Origin of the sequence: Streptomyces sp. NPDC051636, assembly GCF_044453765.1 — a bacterium.
In the GTDB taxonomy this organism is placed as follows: Bacteria; Actinomycetota; Actinomycetes; order Streptomycetales; family Streptomycetaceae; genus Streptomyces.
This window is the reverse complement of sequence record NZ_JBITDA010000034.1, coordinates 53,513-78,674: the sequence shown is the minus strand read 5'-3', so window position 1 is coordinate 78,674 and position 25,162 is coordinate 53,513. Positions and strand designations below refer to the sequence as shown.

The following is a 25,162-nucleotide window of genomic DNA, read 5'->3' as shown; positions in this document are numbered from 1 at the left end:
TTCACGACCTGGCGGCGACTGACCCACCTCAACGGGTTGTCGGTGAGCACTGCGCCGGACCGCCGGATCGTCGGCCGTGATCTCGTGGTGCAGGGGCAGGCGTTGCGGCCCAAGCCTCCTCGGCTGTCCTTGCCGGTGCCGACGAAAACCGGGCTGACGCTGCGGGTGCTCCTACATCCGGGGCAGACCCCGGCGGCCTACTTCGCGGCGGCCCGTGCCATGGAACACGCCTGGCACGTGCACGGGGTGCGGGTCACCTCCCCGCGTCGGGGACAGGTCCTCATCCATGTCACGGCCCTGGACCCCCTGACCGGTGACCTTGCGTCGGTCCGTTCGCCGGCTGCGGAGCTGCTGTCGGCCAACGTGGGCCGGATCGAGGACGGCGAACCGTGGGTGATCGATCTGCGGCGGGTGCCGCACTGGCTGATCACGGGGGCCACGCAGTCCGGGAAGTCGTCGTTGCTGGCGGCGCTGGTGCTTGCGCTGGCACCTCAGCGGGTCGCCCTGGTCGGCATTGACTGCAAGGGCGGCATGGAACTGGGCCTGTTCGGCGGTCGCCTCTCGGCGCTGGCCACCGACCGGACACAGGCGGCTCACCTGCTGTCCGGCGTGGTGGAAGAGATTCAGGCACGCATGAGCCGTTGCCGCTCGTGGGGCAAGCGGTCCGTCTGGGAACTGCCCGAGGAACAGCGGCCGGTGCCCCTGGTCGTGCTCGTGGATGAGCTGGCAGAGCTGTACCTCACCGATGGCTCTCGGGCCTCGAAGGACGAAGCGGAGCAGTGCGGAACGCTGCTGCTGCGGGTCGCCCAGCTCGGCGCGGCGCTCGGCGTTCACCTGGTCATCGCCGGACAGCGGGTCGGCTCCGACATCGGCACCCGCGTCACCGCGCTGCGTGCCCAGCTCGGCGGACGCGTCGCCCACCGTGCGCATGACGAGGCGTCGGCCGAGATGACCTTGGGCGACATCAACCCGGACGCCGTTATCACAGCCCTGAGCATCACCGAGGACGAACAGGGCGTGGCCGTGGTCGCCATGGGCGGCCGGTGGATGCGCGCCCGCTCCCGCCTCGTCACGACCGCCGATGCAGCCGCAATCGCCCGGATGGACCCCCCGGCGGACCCGTTCCTGACCCAGCCCGACCCCGTGACCTTCGAGAAAGGAGGAGAAGCAACATGACACAGACACATATATGGGTCATCGACTCATTCCTGTTCCTGTACGTGGTCCTTACCGCACGGTCACGGGAAATCAAGTGGTATCAGGCAACCCTGATTTCCCTGTTCGGATTCCTGCTGGCAGGAACGCCGTTCTCATATCCCGTGTGGTCAATCGTCCAAGCCATCGGAAGCCTCTTTTTCGGCTGACGAACCCTGAATCAAGAAGGAGAACAAGAATGAACATCACTACGCGCATCGTGGGCGCGGCTGCCTCGACCGCCCTTCTCATCGGAGGCGCCCTGGTCGCTGCCCCGACCGCTTCGGCAGCGCCTCAGAGCGCTTCGGCGTCGTCCCTTCCCAAGGCATGCGACTGGGAATGGGCCTGGCCGCAGAAGATGTCCACGACGACGGCCGTGAACCTGCGCAGTGGTCCGGGAACGAATTACACGTCCCTCGGAACTCTGTATAAGGGCGTGCACTTCACCGAGTACTGCAACAAGAAATTCGACTGGGGGTACGGCAAGGTCACCAGCGGCCCGAACAAGGGACGGTGGGGCTGGGTCAAGGAATCCTATCTCTGGCCCGCATGACATCAGTTGGTCGCACTGCCTACGGGCCTCTAAAACACAAAAACATATTTCACAGATCATCAAAGCAGAGCTGAAGCCATAGCCCGAGTAGAGACAAAGGCGGAGCCAATCCATGAACAGCGCGCCAATTCCTTACGAAAGGGGGCCTCCGAATGCCTGCAATATCGGATGAGGCGCGGCGCTCAGTCCTCAATGAGGCTGAGCGTCTGCGCCTTCTTTCTTCTACCGAGCGTGACCTTATCCGGCTCGTGCATGAACCCGGATTCTCGCGCTGGCTCGATCAGATCAAGTCCATTGGCGGCTGTGCCCACCCGATCTACCTTGCCGGGCACACCACGACCCGTGATGCGGTCACGGGGGAAGTGTTGCGGCACTACGACACCAGCAACGAACCCGGAGGCCGGATGCCGGTACGGTGCCGCAACCGGCGCGAGACACGCTGTGAGCCCTGCTCGTACCTGCACGCGGGCGACACCTTCCACCTGGTCCGCTCCGGCCTGCTCGGCGGCAAGGGCGTCACGGACGGCGTTCGGCATCACCCCCGGCTCTTCGTCACCCTGACGGCTCCCTCGTTCGGCGCTGTGCACCGTGCTGGCGACGGGCAGGTCTGCCGTCCTCGTCGGGACGGCGGAGTCTGCGAACACGGGCGGTCTCTGGGCTGCGGGCAACGGCACTCGGATACTGACCCGATAGTGGGCCAACCCTTGTGCCGGGATTGCTACGACTACCCCGGACACGTTCTCTGGCACGCCTTGGCCGGCAAGCTATGGAATCGCTATTGCCACATGCTCAGGCGGCATTTGGCGACGACGGCAGGAATCACGCAAACCCGCCTGCGCGAACACCTGACCCTCTCCTTTGCTAAAGTTGCCGAATACCAGGATCGGGGCGCAGTTCACTTCCATGCGGTGATCCGGCTCGACGGGCCCGACGGTCCCTCGTCGCCCCCGCCCCTCTGGGCTACAACTGACTTGCTGTCAGATGCCGTGCGGTCGGCTGCGGATCAAGTCGAGGTACACACTCCGTATTCCCCTGCCGCCGGTGAGCGGGTCATCAAGTGGGGCAAACAGCGTGACGTACACGCGATCCGCAGCGACGCATTCACGGAATCGGCCGTGACCGATAGCGCAGTTGCGGCCTACGTAGCGAAATACGTATCCAAGAGCGTCGGCGACTCGCGCGGCATCGACTACCGGATACAGGACTTCGACAGCATCCGGCTTGCCCCCGTGAATGCCCACCTGCGGGCGCTCATGGCCACCTGCTGGCGCCTGGGCGGCCTGCCAGAGCTGGAGGCGTTGAACCTGCGGGCCTGGGCTCACACGCTCGGATACCGGGGCCACGTGCTCACCAAATCACGCCAGTACTCCACCACTTACGGAGCGCTGCGCGCAGTGAGGGCCGACTACCAGAGCGGCGGCGTGCTGGCCCTGGAGGACCGAGAAACCGTCACGGAATCAGCCTGGCGCTACGTCGGCTCGGGGCACTCGCCGGCAGAAGCGGATATTGCATACGGCATAGCCGAAGACCTAGCGCATGTGCGCGAAATCAGAAGGGAAATGATTGCCGAGGGGTGGAAGTATGCCGCCTGAGGAACGTGCGAGGCATTCCTCTTCAAGTCGCATGATGAGCGTAGAGGAATGGGTAAGGCGGGAGCTGGATAAGCTCCCGCCCTTCTCGGAGGAACAGGACCGAGAACTTCGTCAGATTCTCGGCCTATGTGAGGTTACCTACGAGGAATGACTTTCAAAAGGTTCGGATCGAAGGGGGCTTTCCTGGACCTTCCGGCGGGAAGCGGCTGAATGATCACTGCTCGTATGATCCGACCTATGGCCATCCTTTTCTGGGTTAGGTCCATAGGGTGAATTCCCCTCTTCTCATCTCCATACCATCGCGCTCGATCCCACCCGTTGAAGGCGTTAGTCTCCGCCATCGCTACGGCGTGCTCTTCCCGGTCTTGCTCAAGCCCCTTGATCTTGTCCTCAAGGCCGGGAAGTAGCTCGTAAAACATTTCGTCGCTTACGTCGCCCTCCATCCATCTTGACGTGAGGCTCTTTTTCTTTTCCAAGAGGGCCGATAGCGCTTCTTCTCCCTCCCAGTCCTTCACCTTCTTGGGGACGGCCTTGTAGCGAGCCTCAAGGGCAGTCACTACGAGGGTCTCTAGGTGTTTGTCGACGGCCTTTCCGTTGCGGGCAATCTTTCCGCACCCTAGGGCTACACAGCTGTAGATATAGCCATCAGGTTGAGAATCCGTGGGGCGGCGTACTCCTCCGATCTTGGAGTTGCACATGCTGCCGTCCTCCAAGATTGCCCCGCAGCGCAGGAACCCACTAAAGAGGTACTTCCTGGCTCGACCCTCAGGCGGGCCAGGGTTCTTCCCCCCGCCGTTAGTCAGCCTGCTACCCGTCGTGGCGCCCCTCTGCTTTGAGAGGTTGCAAATGTAGCGCCACTCGTCCTCGGTGCCGATGGTTTCCCATTTCCCGACAACAGGGTTTCCGTCCTTGTCGGCCACCAGCTTCCCGTGAATCTGCCTCAGTCCGTAGTTGGTGGCGTTCGTGAGGTACTGCCTAACAGTCTCCCCGGTCCAGTCTTTTCCCGTGGCACCCTTGATCCCCTTCTCGCGGAGACGGGTGGCAATGGTCTTCCATCCTGCCCCTTCCATGGCCCAATCCTTCATCTGGATAGCCCAGGGGCTCTCTTTGGGGCAAAGTTTTTCGTTCACCTTGCGGCCCTTCAAAGGGTCCTGGGCAAGATATCCAAAACGGCGACGACCGCCCGGTGTAGTCCCGTCCTGTGCGCGACGGGTGATGTTGCGCTTGATACGTTCCTTCGTCTTGGAGACTTCTCCCTCGGATACGCCGGAGTTCACCAGACCCACGATGTGACCGCCGGTGCTGGAGATGTCGTAGAACCTGCCCCGCTCGATGAAAATGCCGTCGTCGGCAGTGATGACGGCACGGCGGAACCTGATGTAATCCTCGGGGAGTCGCCAAACTCGTTCATGTTCCTGGGCCACGATGGCGCGAACGGGAAACCCCTCAGGCACCTTGCGGTGAAGGAGGGCCTTCGTCATCTCCAGGAAGGCGGGACGGGTTACGTCTGGGTCGGCCGCCGTGATGTTGTTGTCTTCGTAGAAGCGCACGATGGCTATGCCGTGCTGGGCCGCATGCTCCTGGTTGCCCTCGTGCTGGTGTCGGACGCCTCGACCTTTCTCCTTGGTGAGTGCCTGAGTGGACGACCTGACGGCCTGGTCTCCACTGATGCGGGCGTAGTCCACGCCGGGGATCCGTCCGTCTAGCCACTCCTCGAACGTGCGGCCCTGCTGGAGCGCTGTCACAAGCTCCGGGTTGAGGTAGCTGCGAGAGCTGCCGGCCATGTCCCTCCCCTTCGTCTGTTCTGGTCACCTGCGGTGATCAGCCCCCGACCATGGTCCCCAAGCGGCCGGTGATCTGACTACCGGTTTACAGATTGACTTAGACGAGTGGATGGCCGACTACGGCTTCCTCGAGGACGAGGGCCCCAGCGCCCGCGTCGCCGACGTCCTGCAGGACAAGGCGGGCGCCACCATCCCGTCCCTGGTCCACATGCACCCGGACGAGACCGTCGGCCAGGCCATCGAGGTGCTGCGCGAGTACGGCGTCTCCCAGATGCCGGTCGTCAAGCCGGGGGCCGGTCACCCGGACGTGATGGCCGCCGAGGTCGTCGGCTCGGTCGTGGAGCGGGAGTTGCTCGACGCGCTGTTCAACAAGCGTGCCTCGCTGGAGGACCCGCTGGAGAAGCACATGTCGGCCCCGCTGCCCCAGGTCGGCTCCGGTGAGCCGGTCGGGGACCTGATGTCCGTGCTCGGTTCGGCGGACGCGGCGATCGTCCTCGTCGAGGGCAAGCCGACCGGCGTGGTCAGCCGGCAGGACCTGCTGGCCTTCCTCGCCAAGGGCGGAAAACAGTAGCGAACGTCCGGTGAACGGCCGGTATCCGCGCGGAACTTGCGGTTTCCCGCCGCAGCGGTGGGACTTCGCGGAAGTGGTACGAGCGTGTCACGTGCGCGCAGCACCCGCTTAACACGGGTCCGGCACATTGGTGGGTGTCGGCAGGGCGGGAGCGGCTCCCCGCCCAGGCCGGCGCCCAGCGGCGCCAAGGACCTCCGGAGCGGCTCCCGGACCTCCATGGACGCCACGGACGCGCAAGCCCGGCCCTGACCCGGCCCGCGTCCCTCGCGGGGACCGCCGTCGTCCCGCCCCCCGGTATCGGGGGTGCGGCGGTCCCCGCGCACCAGCCCCTTTCCGCCTGAACCGGTGCCGCTGTCGCGGAGGTGGCTGCTCGCCGTCGTGGTTCCTCAATCAATGGCTGCGGTCGTCGTCGCCTTCCAACTGCCCAGCAGTGCAAGGCGTTCGGCTGTCTCCGACCCGGGTTCGGGCGTGTACGCCACGATCGTCTGCTCCGGGTCCGCCGGGAGGGCCAGCGTCTCGTACGGGAGGGTCAGCAGGCCCGCCACCGGGTGCCGTACCTTCTTCACGCCGTACGCGCACTCCTTGACCTGGTGGTCGGCCCACATGCGGCGGAACTCCTCGCTCTTGAGGGAGAGTTCGCCGACCAGGGCGCACAGGTCGCGGTCGTCGGCGTACCGGCCCGCGTTCAGGCGCAGGTGGGCCACCGCCTGCGCGGCCACCGCGGACCACTCCGGGTACAGCTCCCGGCCCGCGGGGTCGAGGAAGACGTGGCGGGGGATGTTCCGGTCGTCCGGGGCCATGCGGCTGAAGCCGTTCACCGCGTCGCCGAGGGCGTTCCAGGCCAGGACGTCCATACGACGGCCCAGGACGAAGGCCGGGCTGCCCTCCAAGCTGTCCAGCAGTGACTGCACACCGGGGCGCACGCGGGGCGCGGGCGGCCGTTTGGGCGGCTTGCGCCGGGGGCGTGCCACCGTCCGCAGGTACTCCTGCTCCGTCTCGTCCAGCCGCAGCACCCGCGCGACCGCGTCCAGCACGGCATCGGAGACTCCCCCGGACTTCGTCCGGGAGGGCCCCCCAGGCCCCCGGCCCTGTTCCAGCCGGATGTAGTAGTCGACGCTCACACCGGCCAGTTGCGCCACCTCCTCGCGGCGCAGCCCGGGCACGCGGCGCCGCCCGTGCGAGGGCAGCCCCACCTCCTCGGGCCGGATGCGGGCGCGGCGCGAGCGCAGGAAGTCTCCGAGGTCCCCGTCCATGGGTTCGATCGTAGGGCAGCGGCCGCTTCCCGACCTGGTACTGGCAGACCCAGGAAAAGTGCATCCCTGGGTACGGCGCGGACGGCGGCGCAGGGTGATGGACGTCGCCGGGAAGACGCCCGGCCACGAACCGAGGGAGCCACCCATGTCGTACGAAACCGGTTACGGGACCCTGTCCGGCCGCACCGCCGTCGTCACCGGCGCCGCCAGCGGCATCGGCGAGGCCGTCGCCGTGCTGCTCGCGGCGCGTGGCGCCCGGGTGGCGCTGCTCGCCCGGCGCGGTGAGCGGCTGGAGGCGACCGCGGAGAAGATCCGGGCCGACGGCGGCCATGCGCTGGCGGTCGTCGCCGACGTCACCGACGACGCGTCCGTGCAGGCCGCCAAGGAGCGGATCCAGAAGGCGTACGGGCCTGTCGACCTGGTCGTCAACAACGCGGGCGTCATGCTGCCCCACCCCATCGACGACGGCCGCATCGACGAGTGGCAGCGGATGATCGACACCAACGTCACCGGAGTGCTGCGGATCATCCGCGCCTTCACCGCCGACCTGGTGGGGGCCGCCGCCGAGGGCCGCACCGCGGACCTGGTGAACGTCTCCTCCATCGGCGCCCACATCACGTTCCCCGACTACGCGGTGTACGGGGCGACCAAGGCCGCCGTCACGCATCTGTCCCAGTCGCTGCGCACCGAGTTCGGGCCCCGTGACGTCCGCGTCACCACCATCGAGCCGGGGCTGACGGAGACCGAGCTGAAGACCCACGTGGCCGACGAGGAGCTGTCCGGGCAGCTGGACGGCATGTTCGAGGCGGTCGGCGGGCTGGCGTCCGAGGAGGTCGCGGACGTCATCGCCTACGCGGCCGGCCGTCCCCGGCACGTCAACCTGCGGCAGATCATGGTGCTGCCGACCCGGCAGGCCTAGGGACGACTGTCCGGGTCACTCCTCCCACTCGCTGTCCTGGGACGTCGTACGCCGCCTGCGCCGGAACAGGCCGGGCGTGATGCGGGCCGCCTGGACCACGTTGACGCCGACGATGCCCGCCCAGGCGGTCAGCAGGCCCTCCAGGTGTGCGATGCCGCCGCCTATCGCGGACAACGGGATCGCCAGCACCAGTGAGACGAGGCCGAAGCCGAAGCGCTCGCCCCAGGAGTCGCCGGTCTTCGGCGCCCGGCTGCCCCGGGCGACCTGGAGCTGCTGCTCGGCCAGCCGGCGGCGCACACGGCGCTCGACCGCGCCGTCGATGCGCTGGTCGACCTTCTCCAGGAACGAGTCGACCAGCGCGGACTCGTACTCCTCTCCCAGCTCTCTGCGTGCCTGCAGGGTGGCGTCGAGTTCCTTCTTCAGGTCGGCGTCGCGCGCCTCCATCCCGGTCATAGCGGACACGCTAGGGAGCCGGAACGCCCGCCGCACTGGGGACAGCCCCCCTGTTTGCGCTCGGCCGCGTCGGCGGCGAACCGGATCATGAGATGTCCCTTGCCGGGTTGTATAACGTCATGCAGAGTTCTTAGTGTCTGAATAGGTGCTGCGGAGTACACCGCCGGAGCCGCCCTCGGCGACCTGCGCGCGTTCTCGGCTCCCGCCTCGCTCGGGCACGCTGTACTCTCCCGGGGCGTCGAGGAACAGGCCGGCTTCGCCTCGCTCGCCGCATCGTCGGACGCTGCGCGCGTGGGGTGCGTACCGTCCGGTGGCCGGCTGCTCCGGGTCGGGCCTGCGGCCGCTCACGGACGACGTGACGGCGGCGGCCGCACCGCTCGACCGGTTCACGGACATCTGGAGGGGGAGCACGTCATGAGCGTGACCGACAGTCCTGCCACGCGCCTGCAGGCGCTCTTCGAAGGGCACCGGCTCACGCCGACCCAGCGGCGTATCGCGCACAGCATGGTCCGCCGGGCCGCCGACGTGCCGTTCCTGTCCAGCGTGGAGCTGGCCGAACTGGCCGGGGTCAGCCAGCCCTCCGTGACCCGCTTCGCGGTCGCCCTCGGCTTCGACGGCTACCCGGCCCTGCGCAGGCACCTGCGCGAGGTCGTCCCCGCCGAACCGGCGGCGGGCTCGGCGTCGTACAACGAGTACCAGCAGGCCGTAGAGGCCGAGATCGAGAACCTCAGGCACCTCGCGGAGCTGCTGGCCGACCCGCGCCCCGTGCAGAAGGGCGGCCGGATCCTCGCCGCCTCGCGCCCCCTGCCGGTCCTGGGGCTGCGCGCCGCCGCCTCCCAGGCGTACGGCTTCGCGTACTTCGCCGCCAAGGTGCACCCGGACGTCCGGCTGCTCAACGAGGGCGGCACGATGGTCCACGACCGCATCGACGCGGCCGTCCGGGCCGGCGCCTCCGCCCTGCTGTGCTTCGCGCTGCCCCGGCATCCGCGCGAGGTCGTCGACACCCTCGCCCACGCCAAGGAGGCCGGCCTGACCGTGGTCACGGTCGCCGACTCGGCGTTCGCGCCGGTCGCCAAGGTGTCCGACCTGCTGCTGCCGGCCGCCGTCGGCACCGGGCTCGCCTTCGACACCGCGTGCGCGCCCATGCTGCTGGGGCGGGTGCTGCTGGAGGCCATGTGCGACGACCTGCCGGACGCCCAGGCACGGCTGGAGGAATTCGACGCGAAGGCGGCGGCGCGGGGGTTGTTCGTCGAGTGATCCGGCGCGCTTTTAAGACTCGTCTCACCTTGTCCGGTTAACGTGCCCGCACAGGCGCTTCGGATCGACGTGACACGGGAGGGTGACGTGGCGCGCGGAGGACAGGGGCTGGCCCGGGTGGCCGTCGTCGTACGGGCGGGGGCCGCGCCGTTGTGGTGGCTCGGGGTGTTCGCGGCGGGCATCGGGGTGCTGCCGCCCGGGATGACCGGGCGGCGGATCGGCGTCCTGGCCGGGGCCGCGCTGTTCATCGTCGCCACCGCCGTGGTGGCGTACGCGCGCCGCCGGCGGTACGGCGACCTCACCCGCGGGGTCGCCCGCGCGGGCAAGCACGACGTGCTCCAGGACCGCGCGGTGACCGTGCGCAACTGGCGCCGGGGCCACCGCTGGTGGCTGCTGCTGGCCTTCGCCGTCGCGCTGGCCGGCTCCTTCGTGGTGCCGGCGGCCGGCGGCATGCTGCTGGCCGGGACCGGCGCCGGGCTGCGGCTGAAGGCGGCCTGGCTGGGCCGGCGGGAGCGGGCCCTGGAGACGCTGCTGTGGGTGCGCGTCGACTGGCTCGGCAGGCGCGGCGGACGCCCCGCGGGCAAGGCCGTCAAGGCCTACCGCGGTACGGGCATCGCGGCGGGCGACGCGGCCCCGGGCGGGGCCCGCCGCCGCACCGCGGCGCTCGTCTGACCGTCGCCTCAGACCTCCAGCTCCTCCTCGATCTTGCGCAGCTGGTGCCGGGCCATCGCCAGGTTGGCCCGGCCGGCGTCCAGGACCAGGTAGAGGAACAGGCCGTTGCCGCCGCGGCTCTTGAGCAGCCGGATCAGGTGGTACTGGTTCGACAGCGTGATCAGGATGTCCTCGATCTCGCCCTTCAGGCCGAGGTGCTCCATCGTGCGCATCTTGGCCCGGATCACGTCGGTGTTCCCGGCGGCGGCCACGTTGAGGTCGAAGGTCTTGCTGCCGCCCATCGTGCCCAGCGCCATGCCGCTGGTGTAGTCGACGAGCGCGACGCCGGTGGCGCCCTCGATGGAGGTGAGGGCTTCCTTCAGTGCGGTTTCGGTGTTGGCCATGGTCTGTCGTGATCCTCTCAACTGTCGGTTGCGGTGCGCGCGTCGGTGGCGGCAGCGCGGGGCGTACGCGTGGGTCCGGGAGTGCGTGCGGTGGTGGTCCGGCCGGGCGGCCGGGCGGCCTGGGCGGTCCGTGCGGCCGCCTCGGCGGCGTCGACCAGCTCCCCGATCCGGGCGCCGGCCCGGCGGCCCTCCAGGTGCAGCCGGCCGACGTTGACGCGGTCCTGGGCGAGCAGGGTCAGGACGGCGCTGCGGCCGGCCGCGTAGGTGGCGACGTAGCCGTGCTCGCCGCGGACCAGCAGCTCGCGGAAGCCGCCCCGGCCGGTGGCGTCCGCGACCCGCACGGCGACGCCGAGCGCGGCGGCGGTGAGCGCCGCCAGGCCCTCCGGGTCGACGCCGGGGGTGTCCTCGGCGATGACGAGGCCGTCGACGCCGGCCGCGAGGGCGCCGGTGAGCTGGGGGACGCGGCTGCGCAGTCGCCGCAGTTCGTCCAGGAGCGCGTGGATCTCTGGCTCGGCCGCCATCAGGTGTCTCCTCTCGGAGGGTCGGTGCCGTTCAAAGGGCCTCCAGCGCATCCCTGAGCCTCTTCAGCAGCGCGATGTCGGGGTCGGTGACCGGGGGTGGGGGCGGCGGGTGAGGTGGTGGTGCGGGCACCGCCGGGTCGGGCGCCAGCAGGCCCGCCGCCGCCAGGCGCCGTATGTCCACCAGCGTGTGGAACGCCGGCCGGCCCAGCTCCCGGGCGATGCCCGCCGCCGTGCGGACGCCGTCCACGCGGGCCAGGACCGCGCGCTGGCGGGGCGTGACCGGCGGGGCCGAGGCCGGGTCGGCGCGGATCAGCGGCGCGCTGTCGGTCGCCGGGTCCGGCCAGAGGCGGTGCAGCAGCAGGCGGCGGCGCAGGGTCTCCCGCTCCAGCGCGGTGACCGGGACCGGACGCAGGGCGGCCGGGGCGGACACGGGCCCGTAGCGGAAGCGGCCCGGGGCGCTGCTGGGGGCCAGGGCGAAGTACCCGGCGTCGTACACCGCGCCCAGATGGCACAGCTCCAGGGCACCCGGCCTCAGCTGTCCGGCGCCGAGCAGCAGGCGGGCCGCGCCGGGCGCGTCACCGGCCCGGTCCGCGGCCTGCCGCCAGGTGGCCGCCGCCAGCGTGCCGTGGGCCGTGAGGAGCCGGCCGAGGCCCGGGGCGAGGGGGCTCTCGGCGTGCACCACCAGGCCTTCGGCGAGGTGCAGCGTGCCGTGCTCGCGGACGAGAATGCCGGTGGCCCGCTCCTCGGCGAGCCGGGTCAGCATCGGTGAGAGGGCGGCCCGGTTCCACTCCCGTTCGGCCGCCTTGTCCCGCACGGGCAGCGGCGGCGGAGGAGGGGTTCTGACCATGGTCATCCCAGCACCAGCCCGGCGGCCATCTCGCCGAGCCGGATCCGGGCGAGGGCGAGGTTGCCGTCCTCGCGGGCCAGCCACAGGTGCAGCAGCACGGTGCTGTCGAACGACGTGTCCACGAACCGCAGCAGGTGGTAGCTGTCCCGGTTGCTGATGATCAGGTCCTCGACCGGCGGGTGCAGGCCGTCGGCGTCCCCGGCGGCGAAAGCCCCGTGCTCGGCGGCCAGCCGGGCCAGTTCGGCCGCCTCGGCCGCGGTCGTCTCGTGGTCACCGCCGGGGGAGTCCCCGACCGTGCCCAGGGCCAGTCCACTCGTCCAGTCCACCAGCGCCGCGCCCCGGGCACCGGGCAGGCGCATCGCTTCCAGTAAGCACTCGTCGATTCCGGGCACCGTTGGGCTCCCCTCCCGCCTGGGACTCCGGCTGAGTGACGCCGACACTACGCAACGTGTGCGTGGCAGGTGAGGCTTCTGGCATTTTCCGGTGGAACATGCGTCCGGAGGACTAGTGTGGGTCAACTTGCCTTGTAGTCAGCCCACTTGATCGGGTGAACGGGGGAGTGTGTCAGCGGCTCCCGGGAGCGCCGAGGGTGATGAGCGCGCTGACGTGCGCCCCGCCGGACTCGGCCACGATCTCGTCCGTCGTCTGCGGCTCCCGCACCGTCGCGAACGCCACGCCTCCCGAGCCGTCCGGGGCGAACCCGTAGATCGCGGGCCGGGCGAGCGAGTTGTACGCGTAGTGGTGCGCGAAGTAGTACGCGCCGGTGTCCAGCGCCGCCGCGTAGTCGCCCTGCTCCAGCAGCGGCAGCGCACGCCCCTGCGCGAGCAGGTCGCCCGAGAAGCAGGCCGGCCCGGCGATGTCCTGGACCACCTCCGCCCCCGCCTTCGGCCGCCCCTTCGCGTCGTACGCGGCGATCCTCAGCGGCCACGCCCCGGGTACGTAGACCGTCCGCGCCGCCACCTGCACGCCCGCGTGCGTCACCGCCACCCGCCGTCCGCCCGCGCTCTTGGCGTACTCCACCCGGGCCACCACCGTCCCGTGCTCGGCCAGCAGCGACCGCCCGAACTCGGTCACCAGCCCGTACCGCCCGTCGAACAGTCCCGGCACCGCCTCGCTCAGCAGCCGCGCGTACTGCGCGTACGTCGGCGTCGTCGCGTCCGAGGCGAAGTTCACCGGCAGACCGCCGCCGATGTCGAGCGTGTCGACCTGCCGCCGCCCCGCCCGCGCGTTGATCTCCTCGGCGAGCTCGTACGTCTCGGCCACCCCCTGGACCATCAGCGACAGCGGGATGCCCTGCGACCCGGTGTGCGCGTGCAGCCGGGTCAGCCACGGCCGGTCCAGATACGCCCGCACGACCCACTCCCGGGCCCCCTCGTCGCGCAGTGCCACCCCGAACTTGGAGGTCGCCGTCGCCGTCGAGGTCGCCTCGATCGAACCGCCGCCGACCTGCGGATTGACCCGGATCCCGAGCGGGGAACGGCCGGGCTCGGCACGCACCAGGGCGTCGATGCGGGTCAGCTCCTGCGGGTTGTCCGCGTGCACCGCGATCCCCAGCCGGAGCGCCTCCCGCAGCTCCTCGGGCGTCTTGGCGGGCGAGTCCAGCACGATCCGCTCCGGTGGCACCCCGGCCGCCCGCGCCAGGGCCAGCTCGCCCGGGCTCGCCACCTCCGCGCCGACGCCCTCCTCGCCCAGCAGCCGCAGCACCGGCACCAGCGGGGTCGCCTTCACCGCGAAGGCGTGCAGCACCGGCGTGCCCGGCGCCGCCACCGCCTCGAACGCCTCCCGAAGCAGCGCCGCCGACTCCCGGATGCCGGTGACGTCCAGCAGCCCCGCGACGGCCGCATCGGGCCCGAGCAGCCCCTGCTCCACCGCGGCCCGCACCGCCGCGTCCCGCCGGGCCACGCGGTCTTCCTCTGCGCTGTCGGTCCCGTGGTGCACGGCTTCCCCGCTCTGTCGGTGTTCGTGCCCGTCCTTCCAGACTTCCAGCCAAACATCCGTGGTGCGCGGGCGTTGGCGCACCGCCGTATTGACTAGCTCTATTCAGGCAGACATGATTTGAATAGACGTAGTAACAGGAGGAGGCAGACGATGTCGGGACCCCGCCCCGTACGAGCCCCGCGCGGTACGGAACTCAGCGCCCTGGGCTGGCAGCAGGAAGCCGCTCTGCGGATGCTGCAGAACAACCTCGACCCCGAGGTCGCCGAACACCCCGACAAGCTCGTCGTCTACGGCGGCACGGGCAAGGCGGCCCGCGACTGGCGCTCCTTCGACGCCATGGTCCGCACGCTGCGCACCCTGAAGCAGGACGAGACCATGCTCGTCCAGTCCGGCCGCCCCGTCGGTGTCATGCAGACCCACGAGTGGGCCCCGCGCGTCCTCATCGCCAACTCCAACCTCGTCGGCGACTGGGCCAACTGGGAGGAGTTCCGCCGCCTGGAGGCCCTCGGCCTGACGATGTACGGCCAGATGACCGCCGGGTCCTGGATCTACATCGGCACCCAGGGCATCCTCCAGGGCACCTACGAGACCTTCGCCGCCGTCGCCGCGAAGAAGTTCCACGGCACCCTCGCCGGGACGATCACCCTCACCGCCGGCCTCGGCGGCATGGGCGGCGCCCAGCCCCTTGCGGTGACCATGAACGACGGCGTGGCGATCTGCGTCGACTGCGACCCGCGCGCCATCGAGCGCCGCATCGAGCACCGCTACCTCGACGTGCGGGCCGACTCCCTCGACCACGCCCTCCAGCTGGCCGTCGAGGCCCGCGACGCCCGCCGCCCGCTGTCCATCGGCGTGCTCGGCAACGCGGCCGAACTGGTCCCGCAGCTGCTGGCGATGAACGCCCCCATCGACATCGTCACCGACCAGACCTCGGCCCACGACCCGCTGGCGTATCTGCCGGTGGGCATCGACTTCGACGACATGGCCTCCGCCGCCGCCAAGGACCCGGCCGGATTCACCACGCGTGCGCGTGAGTCCATGGCCGAGCACGTCGAGGCGATGGTCGGCTTCCTGGACGCCGGTGCGGAGGTCTTCGACTACGGCAACTCCATCCGGGGCGAGGCCCAGCTCGCCGGGTACGACCGCGCCTTCGCCTTCCCCGGCTTCGTCCCCGCCTACATCCGCCCCCTCTTCTGCGAGGGCAAGGGCCCCTTCCGCTGGGCTGCCCTCTCCGGCGACCCCGCAGACATCGCCAAGACCGACAAGGCGATCCTCGACCTCTTCCCCGAGAACGAGTCCCTGGCCCGCTGGATCAAGCTGGCCGGCGAGCGCGTCCACTTCCAGGGCCTGCCCGCGCGGATCTGCTGGCTCGGCTACGGCGAGCGCGACAAGGCCGGCGAACGCTTCAACGACATGGTCGCGAGCGGTGAGCTGGCGGCCCCGCTGGCCATCGGCCGCGACCACCTCGACTGCGGTTCCGTCGCCTCCCCGTACCGCGAGACGGAGGCCATGCTCGACGGCTCCGACGCGATCGCCGACTGGCCGCTGCTGAACGCCATGGTCAACGTGGCGTCCGGTGCCTCCTGGGTCTCCCTCCACCATGGCGGCGGCGTCGGCATGGGACGGTCCATCCACGCCGGGCAGGTGACGGTGGCCGACGGCACGAAGCTGGGCGGGGAGAAGATCCGGCGGGTCCTGACGAACGACCCGGGCATGGGTGTCATCCGGCACGTGGACGCGGGGTACGGCATCGCGGAGTCGGTGGCGGCCGAGCGGGGGGTCCGGGTGCCCATGCGCGAGGGTGACCAGGCGTGACATTCCACAGCATGTGGGCGGAACTGCTGCCGGTAGGCCGCAGTCCCGCCTCCGGCGGCTACCGCCGCTTCGCCTGGACCGGTGCCGACGCCGACTGCCGGGCCTGGTTCAAGGACCAGGCCGAAGCCCGCGGACTGGCCTACGAGGTCGACCGGAACGGCAACCAGTGGGCCTGGCTGGGGGACCCGGCCGCCGGGGACGCCGTCGTCACCGGGTCGCATATGGACTCCGTGCCGGACGGAGGGGCCTTCGACGGGCCCCTCGGGGTCGTGTCCTCCTTCGCCGCCCTCGACGAACTGCGCGGCAGGCAGGCACGGTTCACCCGGCCCCTCGCGATCGTCAACTTCGGCGACGAGGAGGGCGCCCGGTTCGGGCTCGCCTGCGTCGGCTCCCGGCTGACCGCCGGACAGCTCACCGTCGAGCAGGCGCACCGGCTGACCGACGGCGACGGGATCACGCTGCCGCAGGCCATGGAGGCCGCCGGATACGACCCCGACACCATCGGGCCGGACCCCGAGCGGCTCGCCCGGATCGGCGCGTTCGTCGAACTGCACGTCGAACAGGGCCGCGTGCTGGACCTCTGCGGCGACCGGGTCGGCATCGCGAGCGCCATCTGGCCGCACGGACGCTGGCGGTTCGACTTCCGGGGCGAGGCCAACCACGCCGGCACCACCCGGCTGGTGGACCGCCGCGATCCGATGCTGTCGTACGCCGAGACCGTGCTCGCCGCCCGCCGGGAGGCCGAACTCGCCGGTGCCGTCGCGACCTTCGGCAAGATCGCGGTGGAACCGAACGGGGTCAACGCCATCCCCTCCCTGGTACGTGGCTGGCTCGACTCGCGCGCCGCCGACCAGGAGACCCTGGACACGGTGGTGACGGGCGTGGAGAAGGCCGCGCGCGAGTACGCCGCCGCGCACGGTGCCGACCTCGACGTCGTCCGCGAGTCCTTCACGCCGGTCGTCGAGTTCGACCACGCCCTGCGCGACGAACTCGCCCGCATCCTGGGCCGGGACACCGACCTCAGGGTGCCCGTGCTGGGCACCGGCGCCGGACACGACGCCGGAATCCTCTCCGGGAGCATCCCGACCGCCATGCTGTTCGTGCGCAACCCCACCGGCGTCTCGCACTCCCCGGCCGAGTTCGCCGCCGAGGACGACTGCGTGGCCGGGGTGACCGCGCTCGCCGACGTACTGGAAGGGCTGGCCTGCAGGTGACGACGACTCAGCCGACGCGGACGTACTGGCTGGAGCACGCCTGGCTCGACACCCACGTCGAGCCGGGGGTGCTGGTGGAGGTGGCCGACGGCCGGATCGCGGCCGTCCGCACGGAGACCCCCGCCCCGCCGCCCGGCGCGGAGCCGCTGCGCGGGCTGACGCTGCCCGGCCTGGCCAACGCCCACAGCCACGCCTTCCACCGAGCCCTGCGCGGCACCGTCCAGGTCGGCTCCGGCACCTTCTGGACCTGGCGCGAGGTGATGTACTCCTTCGCCGACCGGCTGACCCCTCAGACGTACCACGCCCTCGGCCGTGCCGTGTACGCCGAGATGGCGCTGGCGGGTGTCACGGCGGTCGGTGAGTTCCACTACGTGCACCATGCGCCAGGTGGCACCCCGTACGCCGACCCCAACGCCATGGGCGAGGCACTCATCGCGGCTGCCGCCGACGCCGGGATCCGCATCACCCTCCTCGACACCGCCTACCTCTCCTCCGGCTTCGGCCGGCCGCCCAACACCCACCAGCTGCGCTTCTCCGACAGGACCGCCGAGGCCTGGGCCGAACGCTGTTCAGTTCTCAAGGAGCGGGAGCATGCGCGGATCGGGGCGGCGATTCACTCCGTACGGGCCGTGCCCGCACGCCAGTTGGCGACCGTGGCACGCTGGGCGGAGGAGCGACGGGCCCCGCTCCACGTGCACCTGTCCGAGCAGACCGCCGAGAACGACGCCTGCCTGGCGGCGCACGGCTGCACGCCCACCCGGCTGCTCGCCGACCACGGCGTCCTCGGCCCGCGCACCACCGGCGTGCACAACACCCACCTGACGGACGAGGACATCGCGCTCATCGGTGGCTCCGGCACCGGCACCTGCATGTGCCCGACGACGGAGCGCGACCTGGCGGACGGCATCGGCCCGGCGGCGGCCCTCCAGCGCGCGGGCTCCCCGCTCTCCCTCGGCTCCGACAGCCACGCCGTCGTCGACCTGCTGGAGGAGGCGCGCGCGATGGAGCTGAACGAGCGGCTGCGCACCCGCACACGGGGCCACTGGACGGCCGCCGCCCTGCTGCGCGCGGCTTCGGCGGACGGTCACGCGGCCCTGGGCTGGGACGACGCGGGCCGTCTGGAGCGTGGGGCGCTCGCCGACTTCACGACGATCGCCCTCGATTCGGTCAGGACGGCGGGGCCGCTGCCCAGGCTGGGCGCCGAAACGGCCGTATTCGCCGCGACGGCAGCGGACGTGCGCCATACCGTCGTGGGCGGCCGCCATGTCGTACGGGACGGCGCCCACACCCTCGTACCGAACGTGCCGTCGGCGCTGGCAGACGCGATCGAAGCCCTGCGCGGCTGAATCCCACCACCCATGAGGACGTCATGAGCAGCAGCACCGTCATCACCAACATCGCCATGCTGGTCACCAACGATCCCTCCCTCGGCGACGGTTCTCCCCTCGGTCTGATCCAGGACGCGGCCGTCGTCATCGACGGCGACCGCGTCGTGTGGACCGGTGAATCCAGGAAAGCACCCGCCACTGACAATCGGGTCGACGCCGGCGGCCGTGCGGTCCTCCCGGGCTTCGTCGACTCCCATTCCCACCTGGTCTTCGCGGGCGACCGCACTGCGGAGTTCAACGCCCGCATGTCCGGACGTCCCTACAGCGCGGGCGGCATCCGCACGACGGTCGCGGCGACGCGGGCGGCGACGGACGAGGAACTGGAGGCGAACCTCACCCGTTACCTGAGCGAGGCCCTGTGCCAGGGCACGACGACGTTCGAGACGAAGTCGGGCTACGGCCTGACGGTGGCCGACGAGTCCCGAGCCCTGCGCATCGCGTCCGCGCACACGGACGAGGTCACCTACCTCGGCGCGCACATCGTCTCCCCCGACTACGCCGACGACCCGGCCGCCTACGTCGCCCTCGTCACCGGCGAGATGCTCGACGCCTGCGCCCCGCACGCCCGCTGGATCGACGTCTTCTGCGAGAAGGGCGCCTTCGACGGCGACCAGGCGAGGGCGATCCTCACGGCGGGCAAGGCCAAGGGCCTCCACCCCCGCATCCACGCCAACCAGCTCTCCTACGGCCCCGGCGTCCAACTCGCCGTCGAACTCGACGCGGCCAGCGCCGACCACTGCACCCACCTCACGGACGCGGACGTCGACGCCCTGGCGAGCGGCCGTACGGTGGCCACGCTGCTGCCGGGCGCCGAGTTCTCCACCCGGGCGGAATGGCCCGACGCCCGCCGCCTGCTGGACGCGGGCGTCACGGTGGCCCTGTCGACCGACTGCAACCCCGGCTCGTCCTTCACCTCCTCGGTCCCCTTCTGCGTCGCGCTGGCGGTACGGGACATGGGCATGACGCCCGACGAGGCGGTGTGGTCGGCTACGGCGGGCGGGGCGGCGGCCCTCCGGCGGGACGACATCGGCCGGCTCACCCCGGGAGCCCGCGCCGACCTGACCCTTCTGGACGCCCCGAGCCATGTGCACCTGGCCTACCGGCCGGGCGTTCCGCTGGTCGCGGGGGTCTGGCGGCGCGGCGCGCGCGTGGTCTGACTCGCCCGGAGGAGGGGCACCATTGGTGGATACGGGCCACGCTCAAGCTCAGTGACCTGCGGCGTTGTCAGCCGCTCCTGGCATAAATCTGCCCATCACACCCGGGGTGGTGACCGATGGGGGCCGCCGAGCCCTCAGCCCGTTGTGGACCTCGGCGGGCACGGGCCGACGCAGGGTCACCTCGCCCCCGCCCGCCACCGCTGCTCCGCACCCCCCGTCAACGGCTCCAGCGCCAGCTCCCCGCCGCCGTCCGGCGTGAGCCCCGTCTCGATCGCGATCGCCGGCCGGATCACCCCGTCGCTGTCCACGGCGAAGCGCAGGTTCTCGCCGTGGTCGCCGTCGAGCGAGGCGCACTGCCAGATGCCGACGCCCTTGTCGACGGAGCCGCGGGTGTCGAGGCAGAAGGCGGGGTTCGCGGAGGACTGGACGACTCCTCGGGCGGTGTCGACCCGCCACCGCTGACTCGCCGACGAGGTGCAGGGGGCGGTGACGACGTCGGTGCCGTTGTCGAAGTCGCCGGAGACGTCCAGGCAGCGGCCCGAGGCGGTGTTCACGACCTGGGCGTAGGTGCCGTCGGGCGCGTGGGCCGTGGGGGTCGGGCGGCGTATGGGGTCGGCGGGGCGCTTCGCCGGGCTCGGAGTCCTCGTCGGCGTGGGGGACTGGGAGGTCGCGGAAGGAGACGGGGACGGTGTCGCCGAGACCGTCGCGGTCGCGGTCGCCGTCGCCGTCACCGTGACCTGGGGCGCGCTTGTGGGCGTGCCGACGGCGTTCGCCGGGTCGGGGTCCGGGGAGTCGTCCGTGGGCCGCAGCAGGAACAGCAGCGGGACCAGGGCGACGCCGAGGGCGGCGGAGGCGAGCAGGAAGCGGCGGGAGGGGGCGCGACGCGTCCCGGCGAGGGGGGCGGTACGGCTCTCCTGCGGGCCCCGGCGGGTCGTGTACGCCGTACCGGCCCATGGGAGCAGGCCTTCCGCGAGGGTCGTGCGCGGGGTGTCCCGGAGGGCGGTCAGGTCCTCGTGGGCGGCCGTGCAGTGCGGGCAGCGGGCCATGTGGGCGTGCAGGTCGGCGCTGTGGCGGGGGGTGTCCGGGCGGGTCGACTCCTCGATCAGGCGGCGGAAGTCGCCGCAGTGCGGGTCGTCGGAGGCGGCCAGGCGGGATCTCAGGCAGGCCTGGGCCATGGCCTGGAGCGCGTGCGGGGTGTCGTACGCCACGTCCCACGGGGTGAGGGCGAGGAGGGCGGCCGTGCGGTCCTCCCGCTCCTCGTCCACGACGGCGTACCAGAGCAGGCCCTGGGCACGCGAGGGCAGGGTGTGGAAGGCCGGCAGCAGCGGCGGGAGGGGGCCCTCGGGGGTGCCGGTGGTGTTCAGGACCAGGAGCAGGCCGGGGTCCAGGCCGGCGGAGCGCTCGTCGCGGGCCCAGGCGGCGGCCAGGCGGGCGGTCAGCAGGAGCAGGTGGTGGCGCAGCGGGACGAGCGGCTCGACTCCCCGTGCCGTCTCGCGGGCCGCCTCGGTGAAGGTCTGCGCCGCCAGCTGCCGGGCCGCCGACTCGCTCGCGGCGCACAGCCGGGCGTAGCCGAGGACCGCCCGGCGGTGGCGGCGGCGCAGCTCCTGGAGCGCCGCGTAGGCGGTGGCGGTGTCGGCGCGCAGGAGTTCGGTGAGCCGTGCGTCCGGTGCGGCGGTGTACGGGCCGCCGTCCGCGTCCGGGGCCCCGGCGTACGGCCCTCTGCCCGCGTCCCCGCCGTCGCCGGCCCCGTCGCCGCCCTGAGCCATCCTCGCGCCTCCTCGAACCCGTGCGGCCGCCCGCGACCTGACGTACCAGCCAGTTTGCGGTGCCCAGAGTGGCGGAAGGGGACGCTTGGGGAAAGAGGGAGGTGGAGGTTTCTCCGGGGAGTGGTGAAACCTCGCGAACCTCACTCGTCCACGGTCAGTCGTCCACGGTCAGTCCCTTGCGCAGACGCACCAGCGTGCGCGACAGCAGCCGCGACACGTGCATCTGCGAGATGCCGAGTTCGTCGCCGATCTCCGACTGGGTCATGTTGGCCACGAACCGGAGGGAGAGGATCTTCCGGTCGCGGGCCGGGAGTTCGGCGATCAGCGGCTTCAACGACTCGACGTACTCGATGCCTTCGAGCCCGTGGTCCTCGTAGCCGATGCGGTCCGCGAGCGCGCCCTCGGAGTCGTCCTCCTCGGGCTGGGCGTCCAGCGAGGAGGCGGTGTACGCGTTGGAGGCGGCCATGCCCTCGACGACCTCGTCGGCGGAGATGCCCAGGCGCTCGGCGAGTTCGGCCGGTGTCGGCGCGCGGTCGAGCTTCTGGGCGAGCTCGTCGCCGGCCTTGGCCAGGTCGAGCCGCAGCTCCTGGAGCCGGCGCGGGACGCGCACGGACCACGAGGTGTCGCGGAAGAAGCGCTTGATCTCACCGATGATGGTTGGCATCGCGAACGTGGGGAACTCCACGCCACGGGAGAGTTCGAAGCGGTCGATCGCCTTGATCAGGCCGATAGTGCCGACCTGGATGATGTCCTCCATCGGCTCGCTGCGGGAGCGGAAGCGGGAGGCGGCGAACTTGACCAGCGCCAGGTTGAGTTCGACGAGGGTGTTGCGGACGTACGAGTACTCGGGCGTCCCTTCCTCCAGCGACTCCAGCCGCTCGAAGAGGGTCTTGGAGAGGGCCCGTGCGTCGAGTGGGGCGATCTCGTCGTACGGGGGGATCTCGGGGAGTCCCTCGAAGGGATCCACGGGATCGATGGGATCCAGTTGTTCCGGTGGGGGTGTCGACGTCGCCGTCCGGGTATGCGATGCGTCGAGCCGGGGTGACATGGGTGTCCTCCATCGTTCTCGGCATTAGGCTGCCGAAGCCGTGCGTGCACTGCGGTGTGCGGCGCCTCCAAAGCCGGCCGTGTCGGGTACGTGTCCTTACTAGCCCTACCCGCTTCAGCAGGGCCATCGCAAGTGCGTTTTGAGGGGATATGTCCGTTTGTGTGGGGTTGTTCGGCTGTCGGAGTGCGTACGGAAGGCGTAGTGTTCGAGGGCATCGGCATGGCATCGGCCAGGCCTCAGCAGGACATCAGTCAGCAGCCACGACCTCGGGAGAGAGACGGCATGGACCGCGGGACGGTCGGCAGCGCACAGTCGGGCCGGCTTCTGGTGGAGGTGCGGGAAGAGGGTTCCAGCGCCGTAGTGACACCGGCGGGTGAGCTCGATCACCACACCGCCGATCTACTGCGCGAACCCCTCGACGACCTCCTCGACAAGGGATTCTCGCGACTCGTCGTGGACTGCTCGCGGCTGGAGTTCTGCGACTCCACGGGGTTGAACGTGCTCCTCGGCGCGCGATTGCGGGCGGAGGCCGCCGGAGGGGGTGTGCACCTGGCGGGGATGCTGCCGGTGGTGGCACGCGTGTTCGAAATCACGGGGGCGGAGGCGGTCTTCACCGTCCATGACTCCATCGAGGCGGCCCTGGCGGACGAGTCCGGCTGAGTCGCCGCACGCCCGCACCGGCCACGCCGAGCAGAGGGGTGTCGCCCTGGTTCGCCCGGGCAGGAGACATCCTGGACCTGTCGGCCCCCGGGTGCGGGACCACCGTGGAACCGACGAACGGCCCGTGTGCGACGTACGTATCAACGGGCACCGGCGGACGCGGTGGCGGCCGGAGCCGGTGGGTGCGGACGGGAACCGAACGGAACCGACCGGACCGAGCGGAACTGACCTGAATCCGTCGGCGTCAACCGGTATTGATCGGTACCGATCGGTAATCCATCGGTAGGGATCGAGACCGGCGTGGGGATCGGCATGAAGATCGGCATCAAAGATCGACCTGAACGGCTTCTGAATCGTGAATGGTGAATCGGTGAGGTGAAGCGCTGATGAGCACCACCCGGCCTTACTCGCCGGGCGACCGCGGCCCGGAGCCCAGCGGCGCTTCCGGGGCGTCCGAGGGGGGTGCGCCGGAGACCGGCGCGTCCGCGGGGGCAGCGGCCGTGCCGTCGGAGGGGGGCCGCAGGCCCCGCCAGGAACGGCGGCTGCGCCTCGACGGTGAGAGCGGTGTCGTCCCGCTCGCCCGCGACTTCACCCGCCAGGCGTTGTACGCCTGGGGCTGGCTGCCCGCCGCGTCCGCCGACCAGCGGGCCGCCGCCGAGGACGTGCTGCTGGTCGTCTCCGAGCTGGTCACCAACGCCTGCCTGCATGCCGAGGGTCCCGAGGAACTGGTCCTTGCCTGCGACAACAAGGTGATCCGCATAGAGGTCACCGACCGCGGCACCGGCCAGCCCGCCCCCCGCACCCCCCACCGTGCCGGGCGCCCCGGCGGCCACGGCATGTTCATCGTCCAGCGCCTCTGCCTGGACTGGGGCGTCGTACGCACCCCTGGCGCGTCGGGCAAAACGGTCTGGGCGGAACTGGGCGCACCGGCGTAGGCCTCCTGGCCCACCACGCCGACCCGCCGCCCCCGCTGGGCCGGACACGGCCCGCCGCTTGCGCCGACTGTTCGCCGCGCCGGGCCTGCCCGGGTGACGTGAGGCGACGACCTGCCGATCGCCCGCGCCCGGCGCAGCCGGCGCCGCACCCGCAGGCCTGTGGCTCGGCTGCGCCGCGGCCCTCCTCGGCCGGCAGGCCCGCCGCGCCCGGCACCACCCGAACGCACCGCCCGTACGCACCGCGCGCTGCCCCGCCGCTCGCCGCGCCGGCCACCCCGCCCACCTCCGGTATCGGTGTCCCCAGCCCCTCGCCGCAAGGGCGCCGGCGTCTCCCCCGTGCCTCCGTCAGCCCCGTCTGCGCCGCGGCGCCCCGCCCGACCATCGGTTACCCACGGTCACCCTCTCCACTCAGCCCCCTCCCCGCGCGCGCCGGATCGTCACAACTCGGGGGTGCGCTGTGTCTTCCCTCCTTACGGCCCCGGGCGTACCTTGACGGCCCGATCTGATGTGCCGTCAGGAATGAGGTGGGCCGTGGACCCGAAACGAACCGCCGCGCTCGCGTCCGCCGCGGCCCTGGCCGGCTCGGTGGTGCTGCTGGCCGCGCCGGCGGCCCGTGCCGAGGTCGTCGACGTCAACTACCAGTGCAAGACGCCGATCGGGGACAAGAGTGCGGTCTCGCCCATCGGCATCAAGGGCGTCAGGAGCGGCGGCGGCTACAAGATCACCATGTCCTGGCAGAAGGGCGTCTCCTCCAGCCCGGTCGAGCTCGGCAAGGGTGCGATGAACCCGAGCGCCACCATCAGGCTCGGCGGCGCCGACAGCGGCACGCTCGCGGTGTCGGGACCGGCCAACCCGGCCGCGATTCCCGCCAACACTCCGATCAAGATCAGTGACTTGAGCGGCACCTACACTCCGAAGAAGACCGGCAAGGTCACCTTCACGCCGGGCGTGCTCACCATCAAGGCGCTCGGTACGACGACCACCTGCAGCCCGGGCAACAACCCCAAGCCGGCCCTGGCGCTGGACGTCACGGCCGCGAGCGGCGGCTCCTCCGGGTCCGGTTCCGGTTCGGGGTCCGGTTCCGGCTCCTCCTCGCAGAGCGGCACCCCCGGCGGTCAACTCCCCCAGACCGGCCCCGGAGACTCCGCCCTCGCCCTCGGCACCCTCGGCGGCACCGTCCTCCTCGCGGGCGCGGCCGGCGCGCTGTGGCTGACGCGCCGGAACCAGGCCGTACGCCGCTGA

Annotated in this window: 24 protein-coding genes and 2 pseudogenes; 16 read left to right on the top strand and 10 right to left on the bottom strand. The window is 71.0% G+C overall.

What is annotated here, in order from left to right; genetic code table 11:
• From ACIBBH_RS37450 to ACIBBH_RS37435, 4 genes are all read left to right on the top strand, one after another.
• On the top strand, positions 1–1,176 hold a 1,176-nt coding region (locus ACIBBH_RS37450; protein WP_399412579.1), incomplete at its 5' end, for an FtsK/SpoIIIE domain-containing protein.
• Positions 1,173–1,364 (top strand): hypothetical protein, encoded by a 192-nt coding sequence (locus ACIBBH_RS37445; protein ID WP_399411895.1) that lies wholly within the window; start codon positions 1,173–1,175, stop codon positions 1,362–1,364. The genes ACIBBH_RS37450 and ACIBBH_RS37445, both read left to right, overlap by 4 nt.
• Before the next feature lie 29 nt (positions 1,365–1,393).
• Positions 1,394–1,747 carry an SH3 domain-containing protein gene (locus ACIBBH_RS37440; protein WP_399412577.1) on the top strand — a complete coding sequence of 118 codons (354 nt, stop codon included), beginning with the start codon at positions 1,394–1,396 and terminating at the stop codon, positions 1,745–1,747.
• Between the two features lie 152 nt (positions 1,748–1,899).
• Positions 1,900–3,339 carry a replication initiator gene (locus tag ACIBBH_RS37435; RefSeq protein ID WP_399412575.1) on the top strand — a complete coding sequence of 480 codons (1,440 nt, stop codon included), beginning with the start codon at positions 1,900–1,902 and terminating at the stop codon, positions 3,337–3,339.
• 134 nt (positions 3,340–3,473) lie between these two features.
• Here the strand turns inward: ACIBBH_RS37435 and ACIBBH_RS37430 are convergent, their stop codons facing one another.
• Complete coding sequence (locus ACIBBH_RS37430; RefSeq protein ID WP_399412573.1) at positions 3,474–5,123, bottom strand: recombinase family protein; 1,650 nt, start codon at positions 5,121–5,123, stop codon at positions 3,474–3,476.
• 100 nt (positions 5,124–5,223) lie between these two features.
• Between ACIBBH_RS37430 and ACIBBH_RS37425 the strand changes: the two are divergent.
• Positions 5,224–5,694 (top strand): annotated as a pseudogene (locus tag ACIBBH_RS37425) (CBS domain-containing protein); the annotation flags it as partial.
• Between the two features lie 386 nt (positions 5,695–6,080).
• Here ACIBBH_RS37425 and ACIBBH_RS37420 read toward each other — a convergent pair.
• A complete protein-coding gene (locus ACIBBH_RS37420) occupies positions 6,081–6,947 on the bottom strand; it encodes a helix-turn-helix transcriptional regulator (protein ID WP_399412571.1) in 867 nt (288 codons plus the stop codon).
• Positions 6,948–7,092: 145 nt separating this feature from the next.
• Here ACIBBH_RS37420 and ACIBBH_RS37415 point away from each other — a divergent pair, with 145 nt between their 5' ends.
• Positions 7,093–7,866, top strand: a complete 774-nt coding sequence (locus ACIBBH_RS37415; RefSeq protein ID WP_399412569.1) for an SDR family oxidoreductase — start codon at positions 7,093–7,095, stop codon at positions 7,864–7,866.
• Between the two features lie 15 nt (positions 7,867–7,881).
• On the opposite strand, the gene ACIBBH_RS37410 is transcribed toward ACIBBH_RS37415, so the two are convergent.
• On the bottom strand, positions 7,882–8,310 hold the full coding sequence (locus ACIBBH_RS37410; RefSeq protein WP_399412586.1) for a hypothetical protein: 429 nt from the start codon (positions 8,308–8,310) through the stop codon (positions 7,882–7,884).
• Positions 8,311–8,472: 162 nt separating this feature from the next.
• On the opposite strand from ACIBBH_RS37410, the pseudogene ACIBBH_RS37405 reads away from it, so the two are divergent.
• The 3 genes and pseudogenes from ACIBBH_RS37405 to ACIBBH_RS37395 form a co-directional block, all read left to right on the top strand.
• Positions 8,473–8,737 (top strand): annotated as a pseudogene (locus ACIBBH_RS37405) (histidine ammonia-lyase); the annotation flags it as partial.
• A complete protein-coding gene (locus tag ACIBBH_RS37400; RefSeq protein ID WP_399412567.1) occupies positions 8,734–9,576 on the top strand; it encodes a MurR/RpiR family transcriptional regulator in 843 nt (280 codons plus the stop codon). The pseudogene ACIBBH_RS37405 and the gene ACIBBH_RS37400, both read left to right, overlap by 4 nt.
• 87 nt (positions 9,577–9,663) lie before the next feature.
• Positions 9,664–10,248, top strand: a complete 585-nt coding sequence (locus ACIBBH_RS37395; protein ID WP_399412565.1) for a hypothetical protein — start codon at positions 9,664–9,666, stop codon at positions 10,246–10,248.
• An 8-nt stretch (positions 10,249–10,256) separates the two neighbouring features.
• Here the strand turns inward: ACIBBH_RS37395 and ACIBBH_RS37390 are convergent, their stop codons facing one another.
• The 5 genes from ACIBBH_RS37390 to ACIBBH_RS37370 form a co-directional block, all read right to left on the bottom strand.
• Positions 10,257–10,631, bottom strand: a complete 375-nt coding sequence (locus ACIBBH_RS37390) for a hypothetical protein (protein ID WP_399412563.1) — start codon at positions 10,629–10,631, stop codon at positions 10,257–10,259.
• Between the two features lie 17 nt (positions 10,632–10,648).
• Positions 10,649–11,152, bottom strand: a complete 504-nt coding sequence (locus ACIBBH_RS37385; RefSeq protein ID WP_399412562.1) for a roadblock/LC7 domain-containing protein — start codon at positions 11,150–11,152, stop codon at positions 10,649–10,651.
• Positions 11,153–11,183: 31 nt separating this feature from the next.
• The gene (locus ACIBBH_RS37380; protein ID WP_399412560.1) at positions 11,184–12,005 is read right to left on the bottom strand and encodes a transcriptional regulator; all 822 of its coding nucleotides are present in this window, start codon (positions 12,003–12,005) and stop codon (positions 11,184–11,186) included.
• Entirely contained in the window at positions 12,002–12,391 is a 390-nt protein-coding gene (locus tag ACIBBH_RS37375; RefSeq protein ID WP_399412558.1) for a hypothetical protein, read from the bottom strand. Before ACIBBH_RS37375 ends, ACIBBH_RS37380 begins: the two co-directional genes overlap by 4 nt.
• Before the next feature lie 172 nt (positions 12,392–12,563).
• Positions 12,564–13,937: a diaminopimelate decarboxylase gene (locus tag ACIBBH_RS37370; protein WP_399412556.1), complete on the bottom strand. Its 1,374-nt coding sequence runs from the start codon at positions 13,935–13,937 to the stop codon at positions 12,564–12,566.
• A 150-nt stretch (positions 13,938–14,087) separates the two neighbouring features.
• Between ACIBBH_RS37370 and hutU the strand changes: the two genes are divergently transcribed.
• Genes hutU through hutI form a run of 4 tightly spaced genes read left to right on the top strand, consistent with a single transcriptional unit; the run spans position 14,088 to position 19,511 of the window.
• Entirely contained in the window at positions 14,088–15,752 is a 1,665-nt protein-coding gene (gene hutU, locus ACIBBH_RS37365; protein ID WP_399412554.1) for a urocanate hydratase, read from the top strand.
• Positions 15,749–16,966 (top strand): allantoate amidohydrolase, encoded by a 1,218-nt coding sequence (locus tag ACIBBH_RS37360; protein WP_399412552.1) that lies wholly within the window; start codon positions 15,749–15,751, stop codon positions 16,964–16,966. Before hutU ends, ACIBBH_RS37360 begins: the two co-directional genes overlap by 4 nt.
• Complete coding sequence (locus tag ACIBBH_RS37355; RefSeq protein ID WP_399412550.1) at positions 16,963–18,312, top strand: formimidoylglutamate deiminase; 1,350 nt, start codon at positions 16,963–16,965, stop codon at positions 18,310–18,312. The genes ACIBBH_RS37360 and ACIBBH_RS37355 overlap by 4 nt, the downstream gene beginning before the upstream one ends.
• 23 nt (positions 18,313–18,335) lie before the next feature.
• Complete coding sequence (hutI, locus tag ACIBBH_RS37350; RefSeq protein WP_399412548.1) at positions 18,336–19,511, top strand: imidazolonepropionase; 1,176 nt, start codon at positions 18,336–18,338, stop codon at positions 19,509–19,511.
• Between the two features lie 176 nt (positions 19,512–19,687).
• Here hutI and ACIBBH_RS37345 read toward each other — a convergent pair whose 3' ends face one another.
• Positions 19,688–21,277: a ricin-type beta-trefoil lectin domain protein gene (locus ACIBBH_RS37345; protein WP_399412546.1), complete on the bottom strand. Its 1,590-nt coding sequence runs from the start codon at positions 21,275–21,277 to the stop codon at positions 19,688–19,690.
• Positions 21,278–21,431: 154 nt separating this feature from the next.
• Positions 21,432–22,325, bottom strand: a complete 894-nt coding sequence (locus tag ACIBBH_RS37340) for an RNA polymerase sigma factor SigF (protein ID WP_399412545.1) — start codon at positions 22,323–22,325, stop codon at positions 21,432–21,434.
• 282 nt (positions 22,326–22,607) lie between these two features.
• Between ACIBBH_RS37340 and ACIBBH_RS37335 the strand changes: the two genes are divergently transcribed.
• The 3 genes from ACIBBH_RS37335 (at position 22,608) to ACIBBH_RS37325 (ending at position 25,162) form a co-directional block, all read left to right on the top strand.
• Entirely contained in the window at positions 22,608–22,985 is a 378-nt protein-coding gene (locus tag ACIBBH_RS37335) for an STAS domain-containing protein (RefSeq protein WP_399412543.1), read from the top strand.
• Positions 22,986–23,371: 386 nt separating this feature from the next.
• On the top strand, positions 23,372–23,920 hold the full coding sequence (locus tag ACIBBH_RS37330; RefSeq protein ID WP_399412541.1) for an ATP-binding protein: 549 nt from the start codon (positions 23,372–23,374) through the stop codon (positions 23,918–23,920).
• A 531-nt stretch (positions 23,921–24,451) separates the two neighbouring features.
• Positions 24,452–25,162: an LPXTG cell wall anchor domain-containing protein gene (locus ACIBBH_RS37325; protein ID WP_399412539.1), complete on the top strand. Its 711-nt coding sequence runs from the start codon at positions 24,452–24,454 to the stop codon at positions 25,160–25,162.